The organism is Stenotrophomonas sp. 109824_Sma, assembly GCF_056480025.1.
Window position 1 is genome coordinate 3,634,029 of sequence record NZ_CM151078.1, and the last position, 19,824, is coordinate 3,653,852.

Here is a 19,824-nt window from a genome sequence, read left to right on the forward strand (position 1 = left end):
ACGTCAACGTCAAAAGCGGCGGTTGGGCTTTGGGTTTGGCGGGGCGGTGTGGGCTTGCAGGACACGCCGTAAACCCCGCTCCGCGGTCCGGCCCAGCCGCTGGCGGCTGTGCGTTCGGGCGCTTGCGAAGCAATGCTTCGCAAGCAAAGCGCCCTCACCCATGGGGGCTCGATGGCGCCTTGCTCGTGTGCGCTGTCCTGCGCACACGGCAAGACCGGGGTTGGGCGTCCTGCCCAACCCGCCCGAGGCATGCCTCGGGCCCATGGCGCCAACGGTCCTGCAAGCCCACACCGCCCCACCTCTGACAGATCCCGGCGCATCGCGTCCCGCTCCGCTGTTGGTAGGTGTCGACCTTGGTCGACACACATCCACGCTATGCGTGGATGCGAGCGAAGCGACCCGCTTTTGACTTTGATTTTCTTTTGATTTTCCGTGGCGGACGCACAAGGAAACTGTCAGAGGTCGGGCGGGTGGGCTGCGCAGGGGCGTGAGCCGCATGGATGCGGCGACCGAGCTTACAGGGACGTACTTGCAGCGCCCCCTGCGCAGCCCACCCGCCCGGCCAAACCACGGCTTTTGATCTACGCAACCACCCCCGCCACGAGGGGCTCAGCCGTTGGCCTTCGCCTTCGCCTCGCGCGCCGCCTGCTGCTCGACCAGGGTCAGTGCCACGTTGTCGCGCAGGTAGGCCGGCTCGACCTTCTCCGGTGCGATGGCTTCACCGCGCGCGAAGGCCGGCACCGCCAGTGCCAGTACGTCCGACGCGCGCGGCAAAGCGGCGGCATCGAATCCACTCAGGCCAGCCCCAAGTTGTGCCACCAGTGCGCCCTCGGCTGCGCCGAAACCGGTACCCACACCGTAGGCGGACAGCCCTTCTGGCAGCGTCACCGCGGCAGGCGCGCATACGCGCTCGGCATCGCGCGCGACCGGCAGGCCGTCCACACGCTCGAAACGTGCGACGTAGAGTTCGCCCATCCGCGCATCGATCGCCGACAGGATCTGCGTTTCTTCCGCCGGTGCCCGCAGCGCCAGCACCTGCAGCGTCGAGACCGGCAGCAGCGGGCGGTCCAGTGCCAGTGCGATGCCCTGGGCGATGGCAATCGCCAGGCGCACGCCAGTGAACGCACCCGGACCGCGACTGAGCGCGATGCCATCGAGCTGGCGACGGCTGATGCCGGCGTCGGCCAGCAGCGCCTCGGCCCACGGCAGGCTCAGTTCGGCGTGCCGGCGCGGGGCGATCTCGAAGCGTTCCAGCACCTGCCCATCGACATGCAGGGCAACGGAACAGGCTTCGGTGGCGGTTTCAAAGGCGAGCAGTTTCATCGGATCAGGTCAGAACAAGGGGAACGTGGCACCGGGAGCCGGCTCCGGCCCTGCCGCAACGGCGGCCGGGGCAGCCGCATCATCGGCCACGGGTAGCCATTGTGGCGTAAAGAAGGCCTGCACATCGGCCAGGCTGCGGGTGCGCCGGAATGGCGGCAGCGACTCAAGGAAGACCCGGCCATAGCCGCGGTTGAGCAGGCGCGGGTCGCACAGCACCAGCACGCCCCGGTCGCTTTCGCTGCGGATCAGGCGGCCGACGCCCTGCTTCAGTGCGATCACTGCCTGCGGCAGCTGTTCGTCGCGGAACGGATTGCCGCCCTGGCTGCGGATCGCCTCCAGCCGCGCCTCGTAGACCGGGTCATCCGGCGCCGCGAACGGCAGCTTGTCGATCATCACCACGCTCAGCGCTTCGCCGACCACGTCCACGCCCTCGCGGAAACTGGCCGAGCCCAGCAGCACGCCATTGCCCGATTCGCGGAAGCGCTGCAGCAGCGTCGCGCGTGGCGCCTCGCCCTGCACGAACAACGGCCACGGCCCGTCGCGCAGTGCCTCGGCGGCCTCACGCAATGCACGGTGCGAGGCGAACAACAGGAACGCCCTGCCCTGCGAGGCCTGCAACACCGGCCGTAGAGTCTGGATCAGCGCGGTGCCAAACCCGCGCGCCGCCGGATCGGGCAGGCCTTCGGGCAGGTAACACAATGCCTGCTCGGGCCAATTGAACGGACTCGGCTGGACCAGCGTGTGCGGATCGTCCAGGCCCAGGCGCGTGGCGATGTGGTCGAAGCCACCGCCAACGGTCAGCGTGGCCGAGGTGAAAATCCACGCCGCGCGGCTGCGCTCGCGATGCTCGCGCAGCGGGCCGGACACATCCATCGGCGTACGCTGGCAGCGGAAACCCCGCGGGGTGAGCTCATACCAGAGCACATCGGCGGCACTGGGAGTCTCCGCCGGATCGGTATCGAAATCGAGGGTGGGCTCATCATCGCCCAGCCAGCGCTGGAGCCGCGACACAGCTTCGCGCGCCCGCGCATGACAGGCGTCCAGGCCCGCCGCCGCTTCCCGCAGCGGCTGCAATGCCTGCTCCAGCGTCACCAGGCCGGCCATCACCGTATCGAATCCATCGCGCACCTGTGGCATCGCCAGCGCGCGCCACTGCGTACCACGTGGCGGCAGCCCCTCCATCGCCGAACGCAACGCCAGCAACGCCTGCTGCAACTGGTCGACCGGTTCCTGCAGGGCCGACTGCGCACCGCCCACGCCGCGAGCTTCGGCCAGGCAGTCGCGGCCCAGCTCCTGCCACGGACGCATGCCGAAGCCTTCGCCGAAGAACTGCGCGGCCAACTCGGGCAGCTGATGCGCCTCGTCGATGACAAAGGCCTGCGCCCCCGGCAGCAACTCACCGAAGCCATCCTGCTTCAGTGCCAGGTCGGCCAGCAGCAGGTGATGGTTGACCACCACCACGTCGGCCGCCTGCGCACGCTGGCGCGCACGCACCACGAAACAGTCATCCCAGAACGGGCAATCGGTACCCAGACAGTTGTCGACGGTGGAGGTGACCATCGGCAGCAGCGGCGAGTCATCGGCCAGGCCTTCCAGTTCGGCGATGTCGCCGAACTCCGAGCGGCCGGACCAGGCCAGGATGCGCTGGAACTGCGCGGCCTGCTCGGGGCTGGAAAACCGCGGTTCACCCCGCGCCTGCTGCAGTCGGTAGCGGCACAGGTAATTCGCGCGCCCTTTCAACAGCGCGCTGCGCAGGCCGACGCCCAGCGCCTGGCGCACGCGCGGCAGATCGCGGTGATAGAGCTGGTCCTGCAGCGCGCGGGTGCCGGTGGAGATGATGGTGCGCAACCCGGACAGCAGCACCGGCACCAGATAGGCGAAGGTCTTGCCGGTGCCGGTACCAGCCTCGGCCAGCAGCAGGTCCCGCTGCTGCAGCGCATCGGCGATGGCTTCGGTCAGGTGCAGCTGTGCCGGACGCGGGACAAAGGCATCCAGGTGCGAGGCGAGCGCGCCGCCTTCGCTGAGGGCTTCGCGGCTGGCATGGACAAGGTCGGACATCAGAGGGAAAGGATACCCGGCCGGGCGCTGCCCGGCACCCGTTTCAAGCCGGAGCAACAGCAACAGCAACAGCGGTGTTCATGGCTCTGGGTTGTACTGGGGACTGGCGGGGGACTGTGGGTTTGCGGGGACGCCGTAAACCCGTCCCTGGGGGCTTGGCCGCGGCATCCATGCCGCGGACACCCCGCAAACCCACAGTCCCCCGCCTCCGACAGTTTCCCGGTGACGGAGGGACGCACTTCGTAGCGTCGAGCTTGCTCGACTGGGATGTCAAAAGCGGTGGAGGGAACGGGAAGAACGATGAGTTACCGCGAGTGCGCGCAGCGTGCGACCCGCTTTTGATTTTGATTTTGTTCTTGCCTGCGGCCCGCGCGATGTATGGCGGGCCGGGTGGGTGGGGCGTGCAGGACCGTTGGCGCCATGGATGGCGCCATCGAGCCCCCAGGGATGGGTTTACGGCGCGTCCTGCACGCCCCACCCACACGGCCCATCACGACCATCCATCAGTGCGAGCGCTTGCCGCAGAGGGGGCAGCGCCCGATGGAGTGGAATAACTCAGTACCGCTTGATCCCCGGCACGGTGCAGCCTTCCAGCTGCGCATGCGCCGACACCGCATTCTCCTTCTCGCCCCGCGCCAGGCGCGACTGCTCGATCGTCGCCCAGTGCCGGCGGCACAGCGGCCCGGTCTTCGAACCCAGATCCACCGCCTTGCGCGCGAACGTCTCCGCCTGTGCCCACTGGCCCTGCAGCAGTGCCAGCTCGGCACGTTCCTGCAAAACCGCCGGGTCGCCGGCGACGATTTCCAGCGCATGGTCCAGGCTGCTGGCCGCGCCGGCCAGATCGTTTGCCTGGCGCTGCGCCTGTGCGGTCAACCGCAGGTCTTCCACCTGCGAATCACGCAGCGGCTGCACCGACAGTTCCTTGTCGTCCGGGCCTGCTGCTGCATCCACGGCAGCCAGGCGATGCGCCGGCGTGGTGGTGTCGACCGGCTTGACCACCGGCGGTGCGCTGCTCACGCAGGCGGCCAGGGCCAGGCTGAGGCCGGTCAGGGCCAGGGGCTGCAGCAGGGATCGCATGTTCATCGGCATCATCGGCTCGGGGGAGGAGTAGCGGCGGCGGGTGCCGCGGCAGGTTCGGCAGGTGCTTCCGGCTTGCGGTCCAGGCCGAACCAGCTGCGCCAGCCACCGCCCTCGCCTTCGGCCCCGCCCTGCCCGTCCGGCGACACCGCCGGTGCGCACGGCGCATAGGCCGGCGCATAGCCAACCACGAACGGGAAACGACGCGCGCCGGGGCAGCCTTCATCGGTGCTGTTGAGGCCGGTGGGCGCCACCGACTGCCAATCCAGGCCCTTGTTGCTGACCCGCAGCGGCGCGCTCGGCAGGCGCTGGAAGATGCCCGACCAGACCCGCATCGCGCCGGTGGCGCCATACAGGCCGGCCTGCTCGTTCTGATCGTTGCCGATCCAGATCACCGCCAGATGATCACCGGTGTAGCCGGCATACCAGCTGTCACGGCCATCGTTGGTGGTGCCGGTCTTGCCGGCGGGCTGCAGGCGGCCGAGGCCATCGGCATTGAGCCGCTGCGCGGTACCGCTGGCGACCACCTGCTGCAGGCCGACACTGATCAGGTTGGCGGCAATCGAATCGCCTTCCTGCGCCGGTGCCGGGGTCTTGTCGTATCGCTTGAGCAGCTTGCCCTGCGGATCGAGCACGCCACGCACCGCGTGCAGCGGCTGGATCTCGCCGCCGGACGCAAGGAACTGGTACAGCTGCGCCATCGCGTACGGGCTCTGGTCGGTCGAGCCGAGGATCACCGCCGGGTTGGCCTCGGCCTTGATCCCGGCCAGCACGTGGATCAGCTGGGTCACGCGCTCGGGGCCGACCTGCATGCCCACGCGCACCGTGGCCTGGTTGTAGGAATGCGCCAGTGCGTCGATCAGGCGCACCGTGCCGTGGCTGCGGTTGTCCGCATTGCCGGGGTTCCAGTTGCGGCCGCGGCCGAGCTGCACCGTCACCGGCGAATCATCCACCCAGCTGGCCAGCGAATAGCGGTCCGGCTGCGCCAGGGCCAGCAGGTACACGAACGGCTTGAGCAGCGAACCGACCGGGCGCTGTGCCTCGATCGCGCGGTTGAAGCCGACCTCGGACACCTCGCGGCTGCCGATCACCGCCAGCACGTCACCGTTGTGCACGTCGGTCAACACCATGCCGGCCTGCAGTTCAGGGCGGCGCTGGCTTTCCAGCGACTTGATGGTGCGGGTCACCGCGCCTTCGGCATAGGCCTGCGCGGACGGCGACATGCCGGTCATCACGCTCAGGCCCGCGCCCTGCAGCGCCGATTCCGGATAGTCATGGCCGAGCTGGCGGCGAACCAGGTCAACGTAGGCGGGGAAGCGGTTGGCTGCCACCAGGCCCGGCGTCTTGGGCACGCCCAGCGGTGCCTTCAGCGCGCGCTGGTACTCGGCATCGTCGATCAGCGTGGCCTCGTGCAGCTTGCCCAGCACGAAGTTGCGGCGATCCAGCGCGCGCTCCGGGTTGCGCCGCGGGTCGTAGAAGGACGGGCCCTTGACCAGGCCGATCAGCAGTGCGATCTGCTCGGTCTCCAGCGACTGCAGGTCACGGCCGAACCAGAACTCGGCGCCGGAGGACATGCCATGGATCGCCTGGCTGCCGCGCTGGCCCAGGTACACCTGGTTGAGGTAGGCCTCGAAAATGGTGCGCTTGTCGTAGCGCGCTTCCATGATCAGTGCGTACAGCACCTCATTGAACTTGCGGGTGACCGTCTGTTCCTTGCCGATGCCGAGCAGGCCGCTGCGGGCCAGCTGCTGGGTCAGCGTCGAAGCGCCCTGGCGGCTCTGGCCACCGGAACGGATCGTCACCCACACCGCGCGCGCGATGCCGGACAGGTCGATGCCGTGATGGCGGTTGAAATCCTTGTCTTCCACTGCCTGCAGGCCGGTCACCAGCAGGTCCGGCGCCTCGTCCATGCGGATCAGGCGGCGCTCTTCCTGCTTCTGGCCGTACAGGGTGGCGATGCGCGCCGGATCCAGCCGCGCGGCCTTCAGCGCCTTGCGGTTGTCAGCGTCGCGCAGCGAGGCCACGCCGCCGTCGGCCAGCGACAGCTCCACCCGGCGCGGGGCCACCCGGCCGTCAACGTCGTTGAAGCCGCGGCTGGAGATGACGAAGCGCCCGCCGTTCACCGCATAGGTGGCCGGCTCCTTGCCCTGCCCGTCATCGCGGTAGGCAGAGGCTGCCAGCTCGGTCTTCAGCGTGGACGCATCCATCGCCTTGCCGGGAGTCAGCACCAGCGGGCGCGCGTACACGCGCGTCGGGATCTGCCAGCGCAGTTCACCGAAACGCTGGGTCACCTGTTGGTTCAGGTACAGCGTATAGGGGATGAGGAAACCCAATCCCAACGCGACCGCAGCCATGCTCCAGGTGATCAGCCGGCGCCGCCACAGCGGACCGTTGTCCTGCTGGTCGTCGTCGTCGAAATCGTCGATGTCGTCGGAATCGTAGCGTCGGGGCACGGGAGAAGCATGGCAGGGGCGTCAGCGGAGTCTACCCCAGCCCATTTCCCCAAGGCAGGTTCACCAAACTGCCTGTTCAGTGATTTACCGGAGGCAGGGGCCCGGCCTTGCCCCGAAGCCCATCCCACAGCCCTCTCAACATGAACCGCAACCGAATCCAGCGAGGGGCGAGGAACACGCCGTTGCCTACCAGCTTCAGCAGCAGGCGCGGCACATCCTGGGCAATCCACACCCGTGGCGTATAGGCACGCGCGTAGAGCAGAACGCGATTGCGCATGATGAAGTAAAGGCGGAAGGGCTTGTGCACGATCACGCCATCCGGCTTCGTACGTGATGGCAGCAGCTCCTCGCCGATGCTATGGGTCATCTGCGCGTCGCAGATGCCATACAGGGAATAACCATGGCGCTTGGCCCTGAAACACCAGTCCATGTCCAGGTTGTCAATGAACAGGGATTCGTCCATTGCACCGATATCCTGCAATGCCGACATCGGCACCAGCGAACCGGAGGTAATGAGGAAATCGCAGGAGATGCGCTGGCCCGCTCCCCCCCGCAACTTGTGGTTGAACGGGAAGCCAAAGCGAACGAACGGGGCAAGCATGCCACTGCGCGAATCGCGGAACTGCGGGCCGACAGCGGCCACGCGCTCTGCGCGGGCCAATTCGATCAGTGCAGTCCCCAGGACATCCACCATCCCTGGCGCCAGCACACTGTCCTGATCCATCAGCAGCACATAGGCAAAGCCGAGCGCCTGTGCCCGCTCATAGGCCCGGTTCAAGGCACTCCCGAGGCCAACGTTGTGCGCCGAGGCAACTACGCTGATTCCGCCCTTTCCGGCCAGCAGTTCGTCGACATCAACACCCGTGCTGCCATTGTCGAACACCACAAGATGCCCCACCTGCTGCAGCACACTGTCAACCACCCGCCGCAACAGGTCCGGCTCGGGCCCATAGGTGACGATGACAGCGCAGACAAGGGAGGCATCGAAGGCGGACCCCGGACCGGGTCCCTGCGGAATCACTGGATTCATGACGTCATGTCGCTGGCTGCGGAACGCAGGCTGTGTGAAAAACGATGAAAACGACCGAAGGCCATCTCCCGCCAAACCTGCAGCAATAACATTGACAGCAAGACTGACAACTCACTGCACCGCTTGAGCGTGATGCAGCGGCTGGACTATACCCGACCAGTACGACCTGCACGAATCCTGTCGATATCAGTGTGGTCGCAGCTCACCACCGGCGCGGCGCAGGCGGTCTTCGAATGCCGGCAGTTCGGCCAGGTCGGGTTGCAGCAAGCGCGCCTGTTCGGCGGCGTGCGCAGCGAAGGCCAGGTCGCCATTGCCGAGCCGTTCGCTGCCGATCGCCAGCCAGCGCTGGGCCAACCGCAGCCGCGCCGAGGGCAGCCCGGCCGCAGTCGGTGACAGGGTCTGCCAGGCCTGCAGGCAGGCGCCTGCCGCCTGTACACGATTCTGACGCAGATTGTCGTCGAAGCAGCGGCGGCTGGCGGGCAGCAGGCGCGCGGCGGCGGCCTTCACCCGCACGTCGCGAGGGGCCAGTGACTGGGCTTCGCGCAGCGCGTCGAATGCGCTGTGCCCCGGTGGGCTGATCCATTGCCCTGCACGCTCGGCATGCTCGATCTTCCGCAGATGGTCGCGCAGCTGGCGTTCGCGCTGCGCCGTGCTGATCGCCGGCTGCTGCAGGGCCCGTTGTGCCTGCTGCGCGCGCTGCAGGCGCTGCGTCAATTGCTGTCGGATTGCCTGCGAAGCCCCCAGCTCCGCCGCCAGGGCCGCATCGCGTTGCGCCGCATCGAACTGGAAGTCGTCGGCGGATGTCTGGCTACGCGCGACCACTGCCTGCAGTGCCTGCTCACGCCCGCGCTGTGCATTCGGATCATCGGCAGCCACCGCAAGCACTGCCAGGAAGCCCTTGGCCGCGGCTTCCAGCTGCTGCCGCTGCAACGCACGCTGCGCCTGCCGCAAGCGCTGGTCCACCGCGCGCGCCAGGGCTTCCTCGCTGGCCGGCAGATCGGCATGACCGGCATCGAACTGGCGGGCACGACGCAGGATCGCGGCCGCCTCGGCCAGCTCCCCACGCCCCGCCAGCGTGCGCGCCTGCAGCAGCAGGTCGCTCAGCGCATCCTCGCGCCCTTCCAGCGCCGGCAGGTTGTCCGGCTGCAGGGCCAGGATGCGCTGGAACAAGGGCAGCGCACTGCTGTCGCCGTCATCCAGGCGTCCAGCAGCGAACGCGTTGCGCGCCTGTGCCAACAACGCACCAATGCCCGCTCCGGCACTGCGTCGCGCCTGCAGCTGGCGGGCGACCGCATCGGCTTCGCCCTGCGGCACCTGCAGCTCACGCGCCAGTGCCAGTGCCTGCGCGCTGCCGTCCAGGTCATCGGCCTGCAGGCGATCGCGCGCCTGTTGCAGCGCTGCCGCACCGGTATTGGCCAGGCCCTGGCGCGCCTGCGGACGATCACCGTCCAGCGCCAGCACTGCCTGGTAGCGCTCACGCGCACCACTGCCGTCGGCATCGCTCAGGCGACCGGCGGCCAATGCACGATCCCCCTCGGCCAGCAGTTGTTCGATCTGCGGCTCGTCCCAGAACCAGTCTGCCAACGGCTTGCGCAGCAGCACCAGCAGCACGAACACGGCCAGCGCTGCGAGCAGCGCCCAGCGCCAGATCCGGCGCGCATGGCGCGCCTGCAGCCACCACCAACGGCCCTCGCGACGGACGCGGTCCAGCGCAGGATGTTCAGCGCCATGCGGGCGATGCGGGGGCTCGCGTTCCATGCGTGCAGGGTAGCCGGGGCAGCGTGAAGCTCAGCCGAGGCGACGCGCCTCACTCACGCCCGGCAGCGCATCCAGCTTGCCCAGCAGGGTCGACAACTGCCCGTAGTCGCTGACCTTCAGCCGCAGCCGCAGATGGGCGCGGCCACTGTTGCGCACGTTGTCACTGTGGATGTCGAGCACGTAGGCGTCTTCCTGGGCGATCAGGTTGGTGATGTCCTTCAGCAGCCAGCGGCGGTCGACAGCAGTGACCACCACGTCCACTTCATAGCCACCGCCGGCCTGGCCCCATTCCACCGGCAGGATGCGCTGCGGGCTGGTGGCGGCCAGCCGGGCCAGCGCGGCACAGTCTGCACGGTGCACGGTGACACCACGGCTACGGGTCAGGTAACCGACGATCGGCTCGCCGGCCACCGGCTGGCAGCAGCGTGCCAGCTGCACCAGCAGGTTGCCCACGCCCTGCACGGTGAACTTGGACTTGCCCAGGTTCTCGCGGCGCGCGGTCGGCCGCGGCAGGCTCGGCGCGGGCGCCGGCTGGCTGGCGGCACGCTCTGCTTCCAGCAGCGTACGGCTGACCTGGTTCGGGCCGGTATCGCCCAGCGCCACCTGGATGTACAGGTCATCGACACTGTCGGCATGGAACTTCTTCGCGGCGACGGCCAGGTCCGAGTGCTGCAGGCCCAGCCGCTTCAGTTCGCGCTCGAGCAGCTCGCGACCGGCCTGCACGTTGCGCGCACGGTCGAGCTTGTGGAACCAGCTGCGTACCTTCTCGCGCGAGCGGTTGCTGGCCAGGAAGCCGTTGGCTGGCATCAGCCAGTCGCGGCGCGGGTCGGCCTCCTTGCCGGTCAGGATCTCGACGCGATCGCCACTGCGCAGCCGATAGGTCAGCGGCACGATACGGCCGTTGACCTTGGCGCCGCGGCAGCGGTGCCCGACCATGGTGTGCACCTGGTAGGCGAAATCGAGCGGCGTAGCACCCTGCGGCAGGTCCAGCACTTCGTCCTTCGGGCTCAGCGCGTAGACCCGGTCCTCGGTCAGCTCGGCATCGAGCGCCCCGGCCAGTTCATTGCCCTGCCCGTCCTGCGCCTGTTCCAGCAGCTGGCGCATCCAGGTGATCTTGCGGTCGAAGGACTTCTCCGCGCCCTTGCCACCTTCCTTGTACTTCCAGTGCGCGGCCACGCCCAGCTCGGCCTGCGAGTGCATCTCGTGGGTACGGATCTGTACTTCGATGGTGCGCCCTTCCGGACCGACCACGGCGGTGTGCAGCGAGCGATAGTCATTGGCCTTGGGCCGGGCGATGTAATCATCGAATTCGCTCGGCACCGGCGCCCACAGCGCGTGCACCACGCCCAGCGCGGCGTAGCAGGCGGCGACGTCGTCGACCATCACGCGCACCGCACGGATGTCATACAGCTGGTCGAAGGCCAGCCGCTTCTTCTGCATCTTCCGCCAGATGCTGTAGATGTGCTTCGGGCGGCCACTGACTTCGGCCTTGATGCCCTGGGCGACCAGCTCGCGCGACAACACCTTCTTGACGTTCTCGACGTAGCGCTCGCGGGCGATGCGGGTTTCGTCCACCTCGCGGGCGATGCGGCGGTAGGTCTCCGGCTCCAGGTGGCGGAATGCCAGGTCCTCCAGCTCCCACTTCAGCTGCCAGATGCCCAGGCGGTTGGCCAGGGGCGCGTGGATATCGCGGGTCAGCTGGGCCAGCGCACGGCGCTGCTCTTCGTCCAGCTTGTCGGCCGCACGCATCCGCGCCAGCTGGCGTGCCAGCAGGATCGGCACCACGCGCAGGTCGCGGATGATCGCCAGCAGCAGCCGGCGCAGGCCTTCACTGTTGCGTCCGGCCTCGCGGCCGGCATGCAGTGCCCACACCGGGTCGGCGGCGTCCTGGCCATCAAGCAGGCCGATCACTGCCGCCTTGTGGCTGCCCAGCGGCAGCTGGTCCAGGCTGGCGCGCAGGCCCGGCAGGTCGAACAGCAATGCTGCCACCACCGCTCCCTCGTCAGCCGAGAGCATCGCCAGCGCATCGAGGGTATCGCCCAGCACCGACCAGGTGGCGCGCATCTGGTGGTCGCAGTCCGGCGCTTCCCAATGCTCGCGCAGGGCCTGGCGCAGCGGAGCAGGCAGCACGGCTGCCGAGGGACGGTTCAACAAGGCATCCAGGCCAGGGACGGAAGCGCGGTTCACAGCATCGAGCAGGCAAGACAGAGGCCCCTACACTAGCGCCGGCGCCGTTCAGGGACAATCACCGCGGCCACCATCACCCGGCATGAAGACATGCCGCTACACTCGCCAGCACACCCAGGAGAGACCTGCCATGCCTTCGATTGCCCTGCGCGTCCGTCCCCGGATGCTGGCCTGTGCCGCCGTGCTGCTGTCCCTTTCCGCGCCAGCGCTGGCCCAGCGCGTGGTGGAGGGCGACCTGCAGCAGCAGATGTCGCCCGCTGAGTTCAAGGCCGCCGGTCTGGAAAAGCTCAGTGCCAACGAACTGGCCACGCTCAATCGCTGGCTGCAGGGCAAAGTGGAGGCGGCCACCACCCAGGCCGTCGCCGCAGCGCGCGAAGAAGGCCGCCAGGAAGTGATCAAGAAGAACCGCGGCTTCTTCGATTTCGGCAGCAGCGAGCCGATCGAAAGCACCCTGCAGGGCGAATTCCGTGGCTTCAGCCAGGGCCGCCGCTACGTGCTGCAGAACGGCCAGGAGTGGGAGCAGATTGATGCCACGCACTATTCCGGTGGCCGCAAGGAAGCTCCGAAGGTCAGCATGCGCCCGGGCGTGATGGGGGCCTGGTACATGAAGGTGGACGGTGTGAACGTGCAGCCGAAGGTTCGCCGCGCCAAGTAACACCCGGGCATTCCAGCCGCGCCGGGTCCATGCCCGGCGGCAATGGCCGCCCGATGGGGCGGCCATTGCACGCTTTTACGCCTGGCGCAGTGCGGCCACCCGCTGCGCCAGCTTCTTCGCCGAGATGCCGGTACGTGCGCCCAGCTCCTGGGCGAACAGCGATACCCGCAGTTCTTCCAGGTCCCAGCGCAGGGCCTGCCACTGCGGCCGCTCGCGCAACCCCTGCTGCTCGCCCGTCTCCAGCGCCTCCAGGAACGGATGCAGTTCCAGCATGCGCGCCTGGTCGCGCGGCGGATCACGCTTGGCGCGCTCGGTGCGCAGGATCATCGCCTTCAGGTAGCGCGGGTACTGCGCCAGCGCGTCGGCCGGCGTATCGCGCAGGAAGCCGGGATGGATCAGGCCGACCAGCTGCGCTTCCATATCGTCCAGGTTGCCGCGCGCCCAGCCCATCAACGGTGCTTCCAGCATCGGCTTCAGTTCTGCCACCAGCGCCAGGATGCTCTCGGCCAGCTTCAGTCGCGACATCGCCTCGCCAAACAGGGCCTTGGCGGCATGCTCGCGGCGCTGCTCGAAAGCCGCCGCATCGCGGATGTCTTCCAGGCCCTCGGCCAGCACTGCGTTCATCGCCGCATCGACCAGGTCACCGCGCAGGCGCTCCTGCGATTCGATGGCGGCATACAGCAGGCCGGTCTTGGCACCGACCGGCAACTGCTTGCGTGCCTGCTTCACCTTCTCGGCCAACGCGATCTCCAGCAGCCGGCGCACACCCAGCGGGTGGGCCTCCTGCGCCTGCAGGCGGTCGGCGAAGATGCGCAGCGCCACGCTGTCGCCCTCGTCCAGCAGCGCCGGATAGGCCGGTACGCCGGCTTCGCCGGGCACCTGCAGCGGAACCGGTGTGGCCGGGAACGTGCGCAGGCCATCGGCCGCCATCTCGCGGCCAGCACGTGCAGCGAAGGCATCGCCGGCACGGCCGCCGAACTTCGCGCGCAACGCATCGAGGTCGCGCGAGGTCGCGAGCACCTTGCCCTGTTCGTCGCGCAGGCGCAGATTCATGTGCAGGTGCGGTTCGATCGAACCGGGTTCGAAATCGAGCGCGGTCACCGTGGCGCCGGTGGCGCGTGACAGGAAGCGCGCCAGTTCGCCGGTGATGGCATCGGCGCTGGGCTGCGGGAACGCTTCGTAGAACGCGCGGCCGAAGTCCGGCGCCGGCACGTAGTTGCGGCGCATCGCCTTGGGCAGGCTGCGGATCAGTGCCGAGGCCTTGTCGGCAACGAAGCCCGGCGCCAGCCAGCCCAGCTGCACCGGATCCAGCGCATTGAGCAGGTGCAGCGGCACGTCCAGGGTCACGCCGTCATCGTCGGCCCCCGGCTCGAAGCGGTAATGCAGCGGCAGGCGTGCCTGGCCCAGCGCCAGGTACTTCGGGTAGCGCTCCTGTTCGCTGCCCTCGCCCGGCAACAGGTCGACCAGCGACCAGTGCAGGGTCTTGCGCTGTTCCGGTGCAAGCCCCTTCCACCAGGTATCCAGTCCTGCGGCCGAATGGATCTGCGGCGGCACCCGGTCCAGGTACCAGCGCGCCTGCCAGTCCTCGTCGGCCACGATGCCGGCGCGGCGCAGCTTGGCTTCTTCCTCGCGGGCGATCTCCAGCACTTTCTGGTTGTCGGCCACGAAACTGGCGCGGGTGTTGATCTCGCCGGTCACCAGCGCCTGGCGCACGAAGATGTCATGCGCTTCGCCCGGTTCGATGCGGCCGTAGTGCACCGGCTTCTTTGGCGCCAGCACCAGGCCGAACAGGCTGATCTGCTCGGAGGCCAGCACCTGGCCCTGCGCGCGCGACCAGTGCGGATCGAAGTGCTTGCGCAGCAGCAGGTGCGGCAACTCGGCGATGACCCAGTCCGGCTCGATCGCGGCCAGGGTCATGCCCCACACCTTCTGCGTATCCAGCAGGTTGGCCACCAGCAGCCACGGCGGCGGCCGCTTGGACAGCGCCGAACCCGGGAACGGCAGGAAACGGCGCTGGCGTGGCGCCTGGAAATCGCCCTTCTCGGTGCGGTGACCGATCTGCGTCGGCAGGCCTGCCACCAGCGCGCGGTGCAGGGTCTGGTACGCAGCGGCACGCACGCGCTCGCTGAAACCGCCGCCCACCGGCGCCTGTTCCTTCTGTGCACGCACGGCCAATGGCGCCGGCGCCGCTTCGGCCTTGCCTTCGCGGGCCAGCCGCGCGGCACGGTGCAGCTGGCCACGGGTGGCTTTCACTGCGGCGGCATCATCACGCGCCGGGGCCGGTGCACTGCTGCCGGCCAGCAGCGGTGCCATCGAGGCATCACTGGCTTCATCCTTCCAGCCCAGTTCCTCGCACAGCAGGCGCAGCTGGCGGTGCAGCTCGCGCCACTCGCGCATACGCAGGAAGCCGAGGAAGTGACGACCGCACCAGTCGCGCAGCTTGGATTGGGTCAGGTCTTCGTGGGCCTGCCGGTAGGCGTCCCACAGGCGCAGCACTCCGACGAATTCCGAACGCCCATCGGCGAACTGCGCATGCGCGCTGTCGGCCGCGCCGCGCGCTTCGGGCGGGCGTTCGCGCGGGTCCTGGATGCCCAGGAACGAGGCAATCACCAGCATCGGCCGCAGGCAGCCGGCGGCCTGCGCGGCGACCAGCATGCGCGCCAGCTTCACGTCCACCGGCAGGCGTGCCATCTGCTTGCCGATGGTGGTCATTCGCCGCTCGGCGTCGATCGCGCCCAGTTCGGTCAGTTGCTGCCAGCCGTCGGCCACCGCGCGCTCATCCGGCGCTTCCAGGAACGGAAACTCCTCGATGCGGCCCAGGCCCAGCTGCAGCATGCGCAGGATCACCCCGGCCAGGCTGGAGCGGCGGATTTCCGGATCGGTGAATTCCGGCCGTGCCTGGAAGTCGGCCTCGGCGTACAGGCGGTAGCAGATGCCCTCGGCGATACGGCCGCAGCGGCCCTTGCGCTGGTTTGCGCTGGCCTGCGAGATCGGCTCGATGTGCAGGCGGTCCAGCTTGTTGCGCGGGCTGTAGCGCTTGACGCGGGCGAAGCCCGGATCGACCACGTAACGGATGCGCGGCACCGTCAGCGAGGTTTCCGCCACGTTGGTGGCCAGCACGATGCGCCGGTTCGGCCCGGGATTGAACACCCGGTCCTGGTCCTGGTTGGACAGGCGCGCGTACAGCGGCAGTACCTCGGTATTACGGTACTTGCGCCGTTCCAGCGACTGGTGCGCATCGCGGATCTCGCGCTCGCCCGGCAGGAAGATCAGCACATCGCCACGCGCATCCAGGCGGGTGATCTCGTCGATGGCCGACACGATGGCGTCGTTGACGGTGCGTTCGCCCTGGTCTTCGCCCTCGCCTTCCAGCGCGCGATAGCGCACTTCCACCGGGTAGGTGCGGCCTTCAACGCTGATCACCGGCGCATTGTCGAAATGCTGGGCGAAGCGTTCGGTGTCGATGGTGGCCGAGGTCACGATCAGCTTCAGGTCCGGGCGCTTGCGCAGCAGCTGCTTCAGGTAGCCCAGCAGGAAGTCGATGTTGAGGCTGCGTTCGTGCGCCTCGTCGACAATGATCGTGTCGTAGTTCGACAGCCAGCGGTCACTGGCGATCTCCGCCAGCAGGATGCCGTCGGTCATGAACTTGATGCGGCTGTCTTCGCTGACCTTGTCGTTGAAGCGCACCTGGTAGCCGACCAGCTGGCCCAGTTCGCTCTGCAGTTCCTGCGCCACGCGGCTGGCCACCGCACGTGCGGCAATCCGTCGCGGCTGGGTGCAGCCGATCATGCCGGCCTGGCCACGGCCTGCGGCCAGGCACAGTTTCGGCAGCTGGGTGGTCTTGCCCGAGCCGGTTTCACCGGCGATCACCACCACCTGGTGGTCGCGGATCAGCCCGATGATGGCGTCGGCTTCACGCGCAATCGGCAGCTGCGGGTCCAGAGTAATGGACGGCTGCTGCTGCGCCCGTGTCATTCGGCGCTGCACCGATGCCTGCAAGGCCTGCTCGAAGGTGGCGGCCAGTGCCGCATCCTGTGGCTTGGCTTGGCAACGCGAGAGCATCCCCAGCAAACGGCCCCGGTCGCGGCTCATGGCGCCGTCGATGGCGGCACGCTGTTGGCGCAGGCGGGGCGATGGATTTTTATCGATAGAGTTCATCAATCGGTTCGTTCAAAACTTTGAAAGCGACCAGTCATCACGACCGGTTTATTGTGAAGGCCAACGATTCCACAAGGAGGAACCCCATGGCGAAGACCAAGAGCACGACCAAGGCCAAGACCGGCAAGCAGAAGCTTGCAGCGGCGGCACCGTCGGCGCCGAACATCGATATCGGGATCACCCAGGGCGACCGCAAGAAGATCGCCGACGGTCTGTCGCGCTTCCAGGCCGATGCGTTCACGCTCTACCTGAAGACGCACAACTTCCACTGGAACGTGACCGGGTCGATGTTCAACTCGCTGCACACCATGTTCGAGACGCAGTACACCGAGCAGTGGGCTGCACTGGACGACGTGGCCGAGCGCATCCGCGCGCTGGGCTTCAATGCCCCGGGCTCCTACCGGGAATTCGCTGCGTTGACCTCGATCGCCGAGGAACCGGGCCTGACCGACAGTGCGGACTGGCGTGAAATGGTACGCCAGTTGGTGGTCGCCAACGAAGCGGTCTGCCGTACGGCACGTGAAGTGCTGGACGTGGCGGCCAAGGGTGACGACGCCCCGACCGAGGATCTGATGACCCAACGCCTGCAGACGCACGAGAAGTACGCCTGGATGCTGCGTTCCCTGCTCCAGTAAGGTTTGAGGGGGGGCGGCAGGGCTTGCAGCCCTGCACCCGCAGAGGCAACGGCAACGGCAACAGCCGGAGCAAAAGCTGGTTTCCTGTGGGTAGGCGGGGTGGGTCCGGTGGCAGGGGACGCCGTAAACCCCGCTCCGCGGTCCGGCCCAGCCGCTGGCGGCTGTGCGTTCGGGCGCTTGCGAAGCAGTGCTTCGCAAGCAAAGCGCCCTCACCCATGGGGGCTTGGCCGCGGCATCCATGCCGCGGACACCCCTGCCACCGGACCCACCCCGCCTTCGACAGGTCTCCGCGATCTGCCAGCAAAGCCATTGGGGTCAGATCCGTTTTCCTGCGGAAAATGGATCTGACCCATTTTGTTTGTCGATATCTGACAGATTTCATCCACGCATGGCGTGGATCTACTGGCCACCGGGCCAAGTCTGGGGGAGAGCCCCCTGAGTCAGGGGGCGGCCGCGAAGCGGCGGGGGTCTGGGAGCTGGTAAGTGGGCCCGCGTTTCGCGCAGCGAAGCGTGGGAGCGGCAGCGCGCATGCGATGGCGCGTTCCCAGGGCGCAGCCCTGCCGAGACACCCCCGCCGGGGTAAACTAGCCGGATGGCTTCCCGTCCCGCGCACGACCTGCTCCAACGCGTCTTTGGTTACGACGATTTCCGTGGTCCCCAGCAGGACATCGTGGAGCATGTGGCTGCCGGTCACGATGCCCTCGTGCTGATGCCCACCGGCGGTGGCAAATCGCTGTGCTACCAGGTCCCGGCCCTGCTGCGTGACGGTTGCGGCATCGTCATCTCGCCGCTGATCGCGCTGATGCAGGACCAGGTCGAAGCCCTGCGCCAGCTCGGCGTGCGTGCCGAATACCTGAACTCGACCCTCGACGCCGAGACCGCCGGCCGCGTCGAGCGCGAGCTGCTCGCGGGTGAGCTGGACATGCTCTATGTCGCCCCCGAGCGGCTGCTGACCGGTCGCTTCCTGTCGCTGCTGTCGCGCAGCCAGATCGCCCTGTTCGCCATCGACGAAGCACACTGCGTGTCGCAGTGGGGCCATGATTTCCGCCCCGAGTACCGCCAGCTGACCGTGCTGCACGAACGCTGGCCGCAGATCCCGCGCATCGCGCTGACCGCGACCGCCGATCCGCCGACCCAGCGCGAGATCGCCGAGCGCCTCGATCTGCAGGAAGCGCGCCACTTCGTCAGCTCCTTCGACCGCCCCAACATCCGCTACACCGTGGTGCAGAAGGACAACGCCCGCAAGCAGCTGACCGATTTCCTGCGCGGCCACCGTGGCGAGGCCGGCATCGTCTACTGCATGTCGCGGCGCAAGGTCGAGGAGACCGCCGAATTCCTCTGCGGACAGGGCTTCAACGCCCTGCCCTACCATGCCGGCCTGCCGCCGGACGTGCGCGCGAACAACCAGCGCCGCTTCCTGCGCGAGGACGGCATCGTGATGTGCGCCACCATCGCCTTCGGCATGGGCATCGACAAGCCGGACGTGCGCTTCGTGGCGCATACCGACCTGCCGAAGTCGATGGAAGGCTACTACCAGGAAACCGGCCGCGCCGGCCGCGATGGTGAGGCCGCCGAAGCCTGGCTGTGCTACGGCCTCGGCGACGTGGTGCTGCTCAAGCAGATGATCGAGCAGTCCGAGGCCGGTGAAGAGCGCAAGCAGCTGGAGCGGGCCAAGCTCGACCACCTGCTGGGCTACTGCGAATCCATGCAATGCCGCCGCCAGGTGCTGCTGGCCGGCTTCGGCGAGACCTACCCCCAGCCCTGCGGCAACTGCGACAACTGCCTGACACCACCGGCCTCCTGGGACGCCACCATTCCTGCACAGAAAGCGCTGAGCTGCGTCTACCGCAGCGGCCAGCGCTTCGGTGTCGGCCACCTGATCGACATCCTGCGTGGCAGCGAGAACGAGAAGGTGAAGCAGCAGGGCCATGACAAGCTCAGCACCTATGCGATCGGCCGCGACCTGGATGCACGCACCTGGCGCAGCGTGTTCCGCCAGTTGGTCGCCGCCAGCCTGCTGGAAGTGGACAGCGAGGGCCACGGTGGCCTGCGCCTGACCGATGCCAGCCGCGACGTGCTGACCGGCCGTCGCCAGATCAGCATGCGCCGCGATCCCGCCAGCAGCACCAGTGGCCGCGAGCGCAGTGCGCAGCGCACCGGCTTGTCGGTGCTGCCGCAGGATCTGGCCCTGTTCAACGCCCTGCGCGGCCTGCGTGCCGAACTGGCCCGCGAACAGAACGTGCCGGCGTTCGTGATCTTCCACGACAGCACCCTGCGCAACATTGCCGAACAGCGCCCGACCAGCCTGGATGCGCTGGCCCGGGTCGGCGGCATCGGTGGCACCAAGCTGAGCCGCTACGGCCCGCGCCTGGTCGAGATCGTGCGCGAAGAAGGTTGACGCCGGGCTTCCTGCAGAGCCGGGGCGACGCTCGGCTGCCGTTGCCGCAGAAGCAGCCGAGCATGGGCTCGGCTCTACACTGGTGCTGCTCC

At 68.0% G+C, this 19,824-nt stretch carries 11 protein-coding genes; 3 read left to right on the forward strand and 8 right to left on the reverse strand.

The genetic code is table 11. The features are described 5' to 3' along the window. Positions 1-609: 609 nt before the first annotated feature. The 7 genes from tsaB to ACZK1G_RS17185 all read right to left on the reverse strand — a co-directional run bounded on the left by tsaB (position 610) and on the right by ACZK1G_RS17185 (position 11,886). Complete coding sequence (tsaB, locus tag ACZK1G_RS17155; protein ID WP_101765943.1) at positions 610-1,323, reverse strand: tRNA (adenosine(37)-N6)-threonylcarbamoyltransferase complex dimerization subunit type 1 TsaB; 714 nt, start codon at positions 1,321-1,323, stop codon at positions 610-612. Between the two features lie 9 nt (positions 1,324-1,332). Next, positions 1,333-3,381 (reverse strand): DNA repair helicase YoaA, encoded by a 2,049-nt coding sequence (locus ACZK1G_RS17160; RefSeq protein ID WP_101766440.1) that lies wholly within the window; start codon positions 3,379-3,381, stop codon positions 1,333-1,335. Between the two features lie 555 nt (positions 3,382-3,936). After that, positions 3,937-4,473 carry a hypothetical protein gene (locus tag ACZK1G_RS17165; protein WP_101765944.1) on the reverse strand — a complete coding sequence of 179 codons (537 nt, stop codon included), beginning with the start codon at positions 4,471-4,473 and terminating at the stop codon, positions 3,937-3,939. Further along, positions 4,470-6,911 carry a penicillin-binding protein 1B gene (gene mrcB / locus ACZK1G_RS17170; protein WP_101765945.1) on the reverse strand — a complete coding sequence of 814 codons (2,442 nt, stop codon included), beginning with the start codon at positions 6,909-6,911 and terminating at the stop codon, positions 4,470-4,472. Before mrcB ends, ACZK1G_RS17165 begins: the two co-directional genes overlap by 4 nt. Positions 6,912-6,987: 76 nt before the next feature. Continuing rightward, positions 6,988-7,941 (reverse strand): glycosyltransferase family 2 protein, encoded by a 954-nt coding sequence (locus tag ACZK1G_RS17175; RefSeq protein WP_049442969.1) that lies wholly within the window; start codon positions 7,939-7,941, stop codon positions 6,988-6,990. 186 nt (positions 7,942-8,127) lie between these two features. Then, positions 8,128-9,699: a hypothetical protein gene (locus ACZK1G_RS17180; protein WP_101765946.1), complete on the reverse strand. Its 1,572-nt coding sequence runs from the start codon at positions 9,697-9,699 to the stop codon at positions 8,128-8,130. A 30-nt stretch (positions 9,700-9,729) separates the two neighbouring features. Next, positions 9,730-11,886 (reverse strand): RelA/SpoT family protein, encoded by a 2,157-nt coding sequence (locus ACZK1G_RS17185; protein WP_075676820.1) that lies wholly within the window; start codon positions 11,884-11,886, stop codon positions 9,730-9,732. Between the two features lie 130 nt (positions 11,887-12,016). Between ACZK1G_RS17185 and ACZK1G_RS17190 the strand changes: the two genes are divergently transcribed. Next, positions 12,017-12,541, forward strand: a complete 525-nt coding sequence (locus ACZK1G_RS17190; RefSeq protein ID WP_049442966.1) for a hypothetical protein — start codon at positions 12,017-12,019, stop codon at positions 12,539-12,541. Positions 12,542-12,616: 75 nt separating this feature from the next. Here the strand turns inward: ACZK1G_RS17190 and hrpA are convergent, their stop codons facing one another. Then, positions 12,617-16,699, reverse strand: a complete 4,083-nt coding sequence (gene hrpA, locus ACZK1G_RS17195) for an ATP-dependent RNA helicase HrpA (RefSeq protein ID WP_101765947.1) — start codon at positions 16,697-16,699, stop codon at positions 12,617-12,619. An 86-nt stretch (positions 16,700-16,785) separates the two neighbouring features. On the opposite strand from hrpA, the gene ACZK1G_RS17200 reads away from it, so the two are divergent. After that, complete coding sequence (locus ACZK1G_RS17200) at positions 16,786-17,334, forward strand: Dps family protein (RefSeq protein WP_006439098.1); 549 nt, start codon at positions 16,786-16,788, stop codon at positions 17,332-17,334. 592 nt (positions 17,335-17,926) lie between these two features. Continuing rightward, positions 17,927-19,732, forward strand: a complete 1,806-nt coding sequence (recQ, locus tag ACZK1G_RS17205; protein ID WP_014038198.1) for a DNA helicase RecQ — start codon at positions 17,927-17,929, stop codon at positions 19,730-19,732. Positions 19,733-19,824 lie beyond the last annotated feature (92 nt).

Bases quoted from the DNA above. Each gene is read 5' to 3' on its own strand.
- ACZK1G_RS17200 (WP_006439098.1), top strand. From the start codon at position 16,786: ATGGCGAAGACCAAGAGCACGACCAAGGCCAAGACCGGCAAGCAGAAG.
- tsaB (WP_101765943.1), bottom strand. From the start codon at position 1,323: ATGAAACTGCTCGCCTTTGAAACCGCCACCGAAGCCTGTTCCGTTGCC.
- ACZK1G_RS17180 (WP_101765946.1), bottom strand. From the start codon at position 9,699: ATGGAACGCGAGCCCCCGCATCGCCCGCATGGCGCTGAACATCCTGCG.
- recQ (WP_014038198.1), top strand. From the start codon at position 17,927: ATGGCTTCCCGTCCCGCGCACGACCTGCTCCAACGCGTCTTTGGTTAC.
- ACZK1G_RS17175 (WP_049442969.1), bottom strand. From the start codon at position 7,941: ATGAATCCAGTGATTCCGCAGGGACCCGGTCCGGGGTCCGCCTTCGAT.
- ACZK1G_RS17190 (WP_049442966.1), top strand. From the start codon at position 12,017: ATGCCTTCGATTGCCCTGCGCGTCCGTCCCCGGATGCTGGCCTGTGCC.
- hrpA (WP_101765947.1), bottom strand. From the start codon at position 16,699: ATGAACTCTATCGATAAAAATCCATCGCCCCGCCTGCGCCAACAGCGT.
- ACZK1G_RS17160 (WP_101766440.1), bottom strand. From the start codon at position 3,381: ATGTCCGACCTTGTCCATGCCAGCCGCGAAGCCCTCAGCGAAGGCGGC.
- ACZK1G_RS17165 (WP_101765944.1), bottom strand. From the start codon at position 4,473: ATGATGCCGATGAACATGCGATCCCTGCTGCAGCCCCTGGCCCTGACC.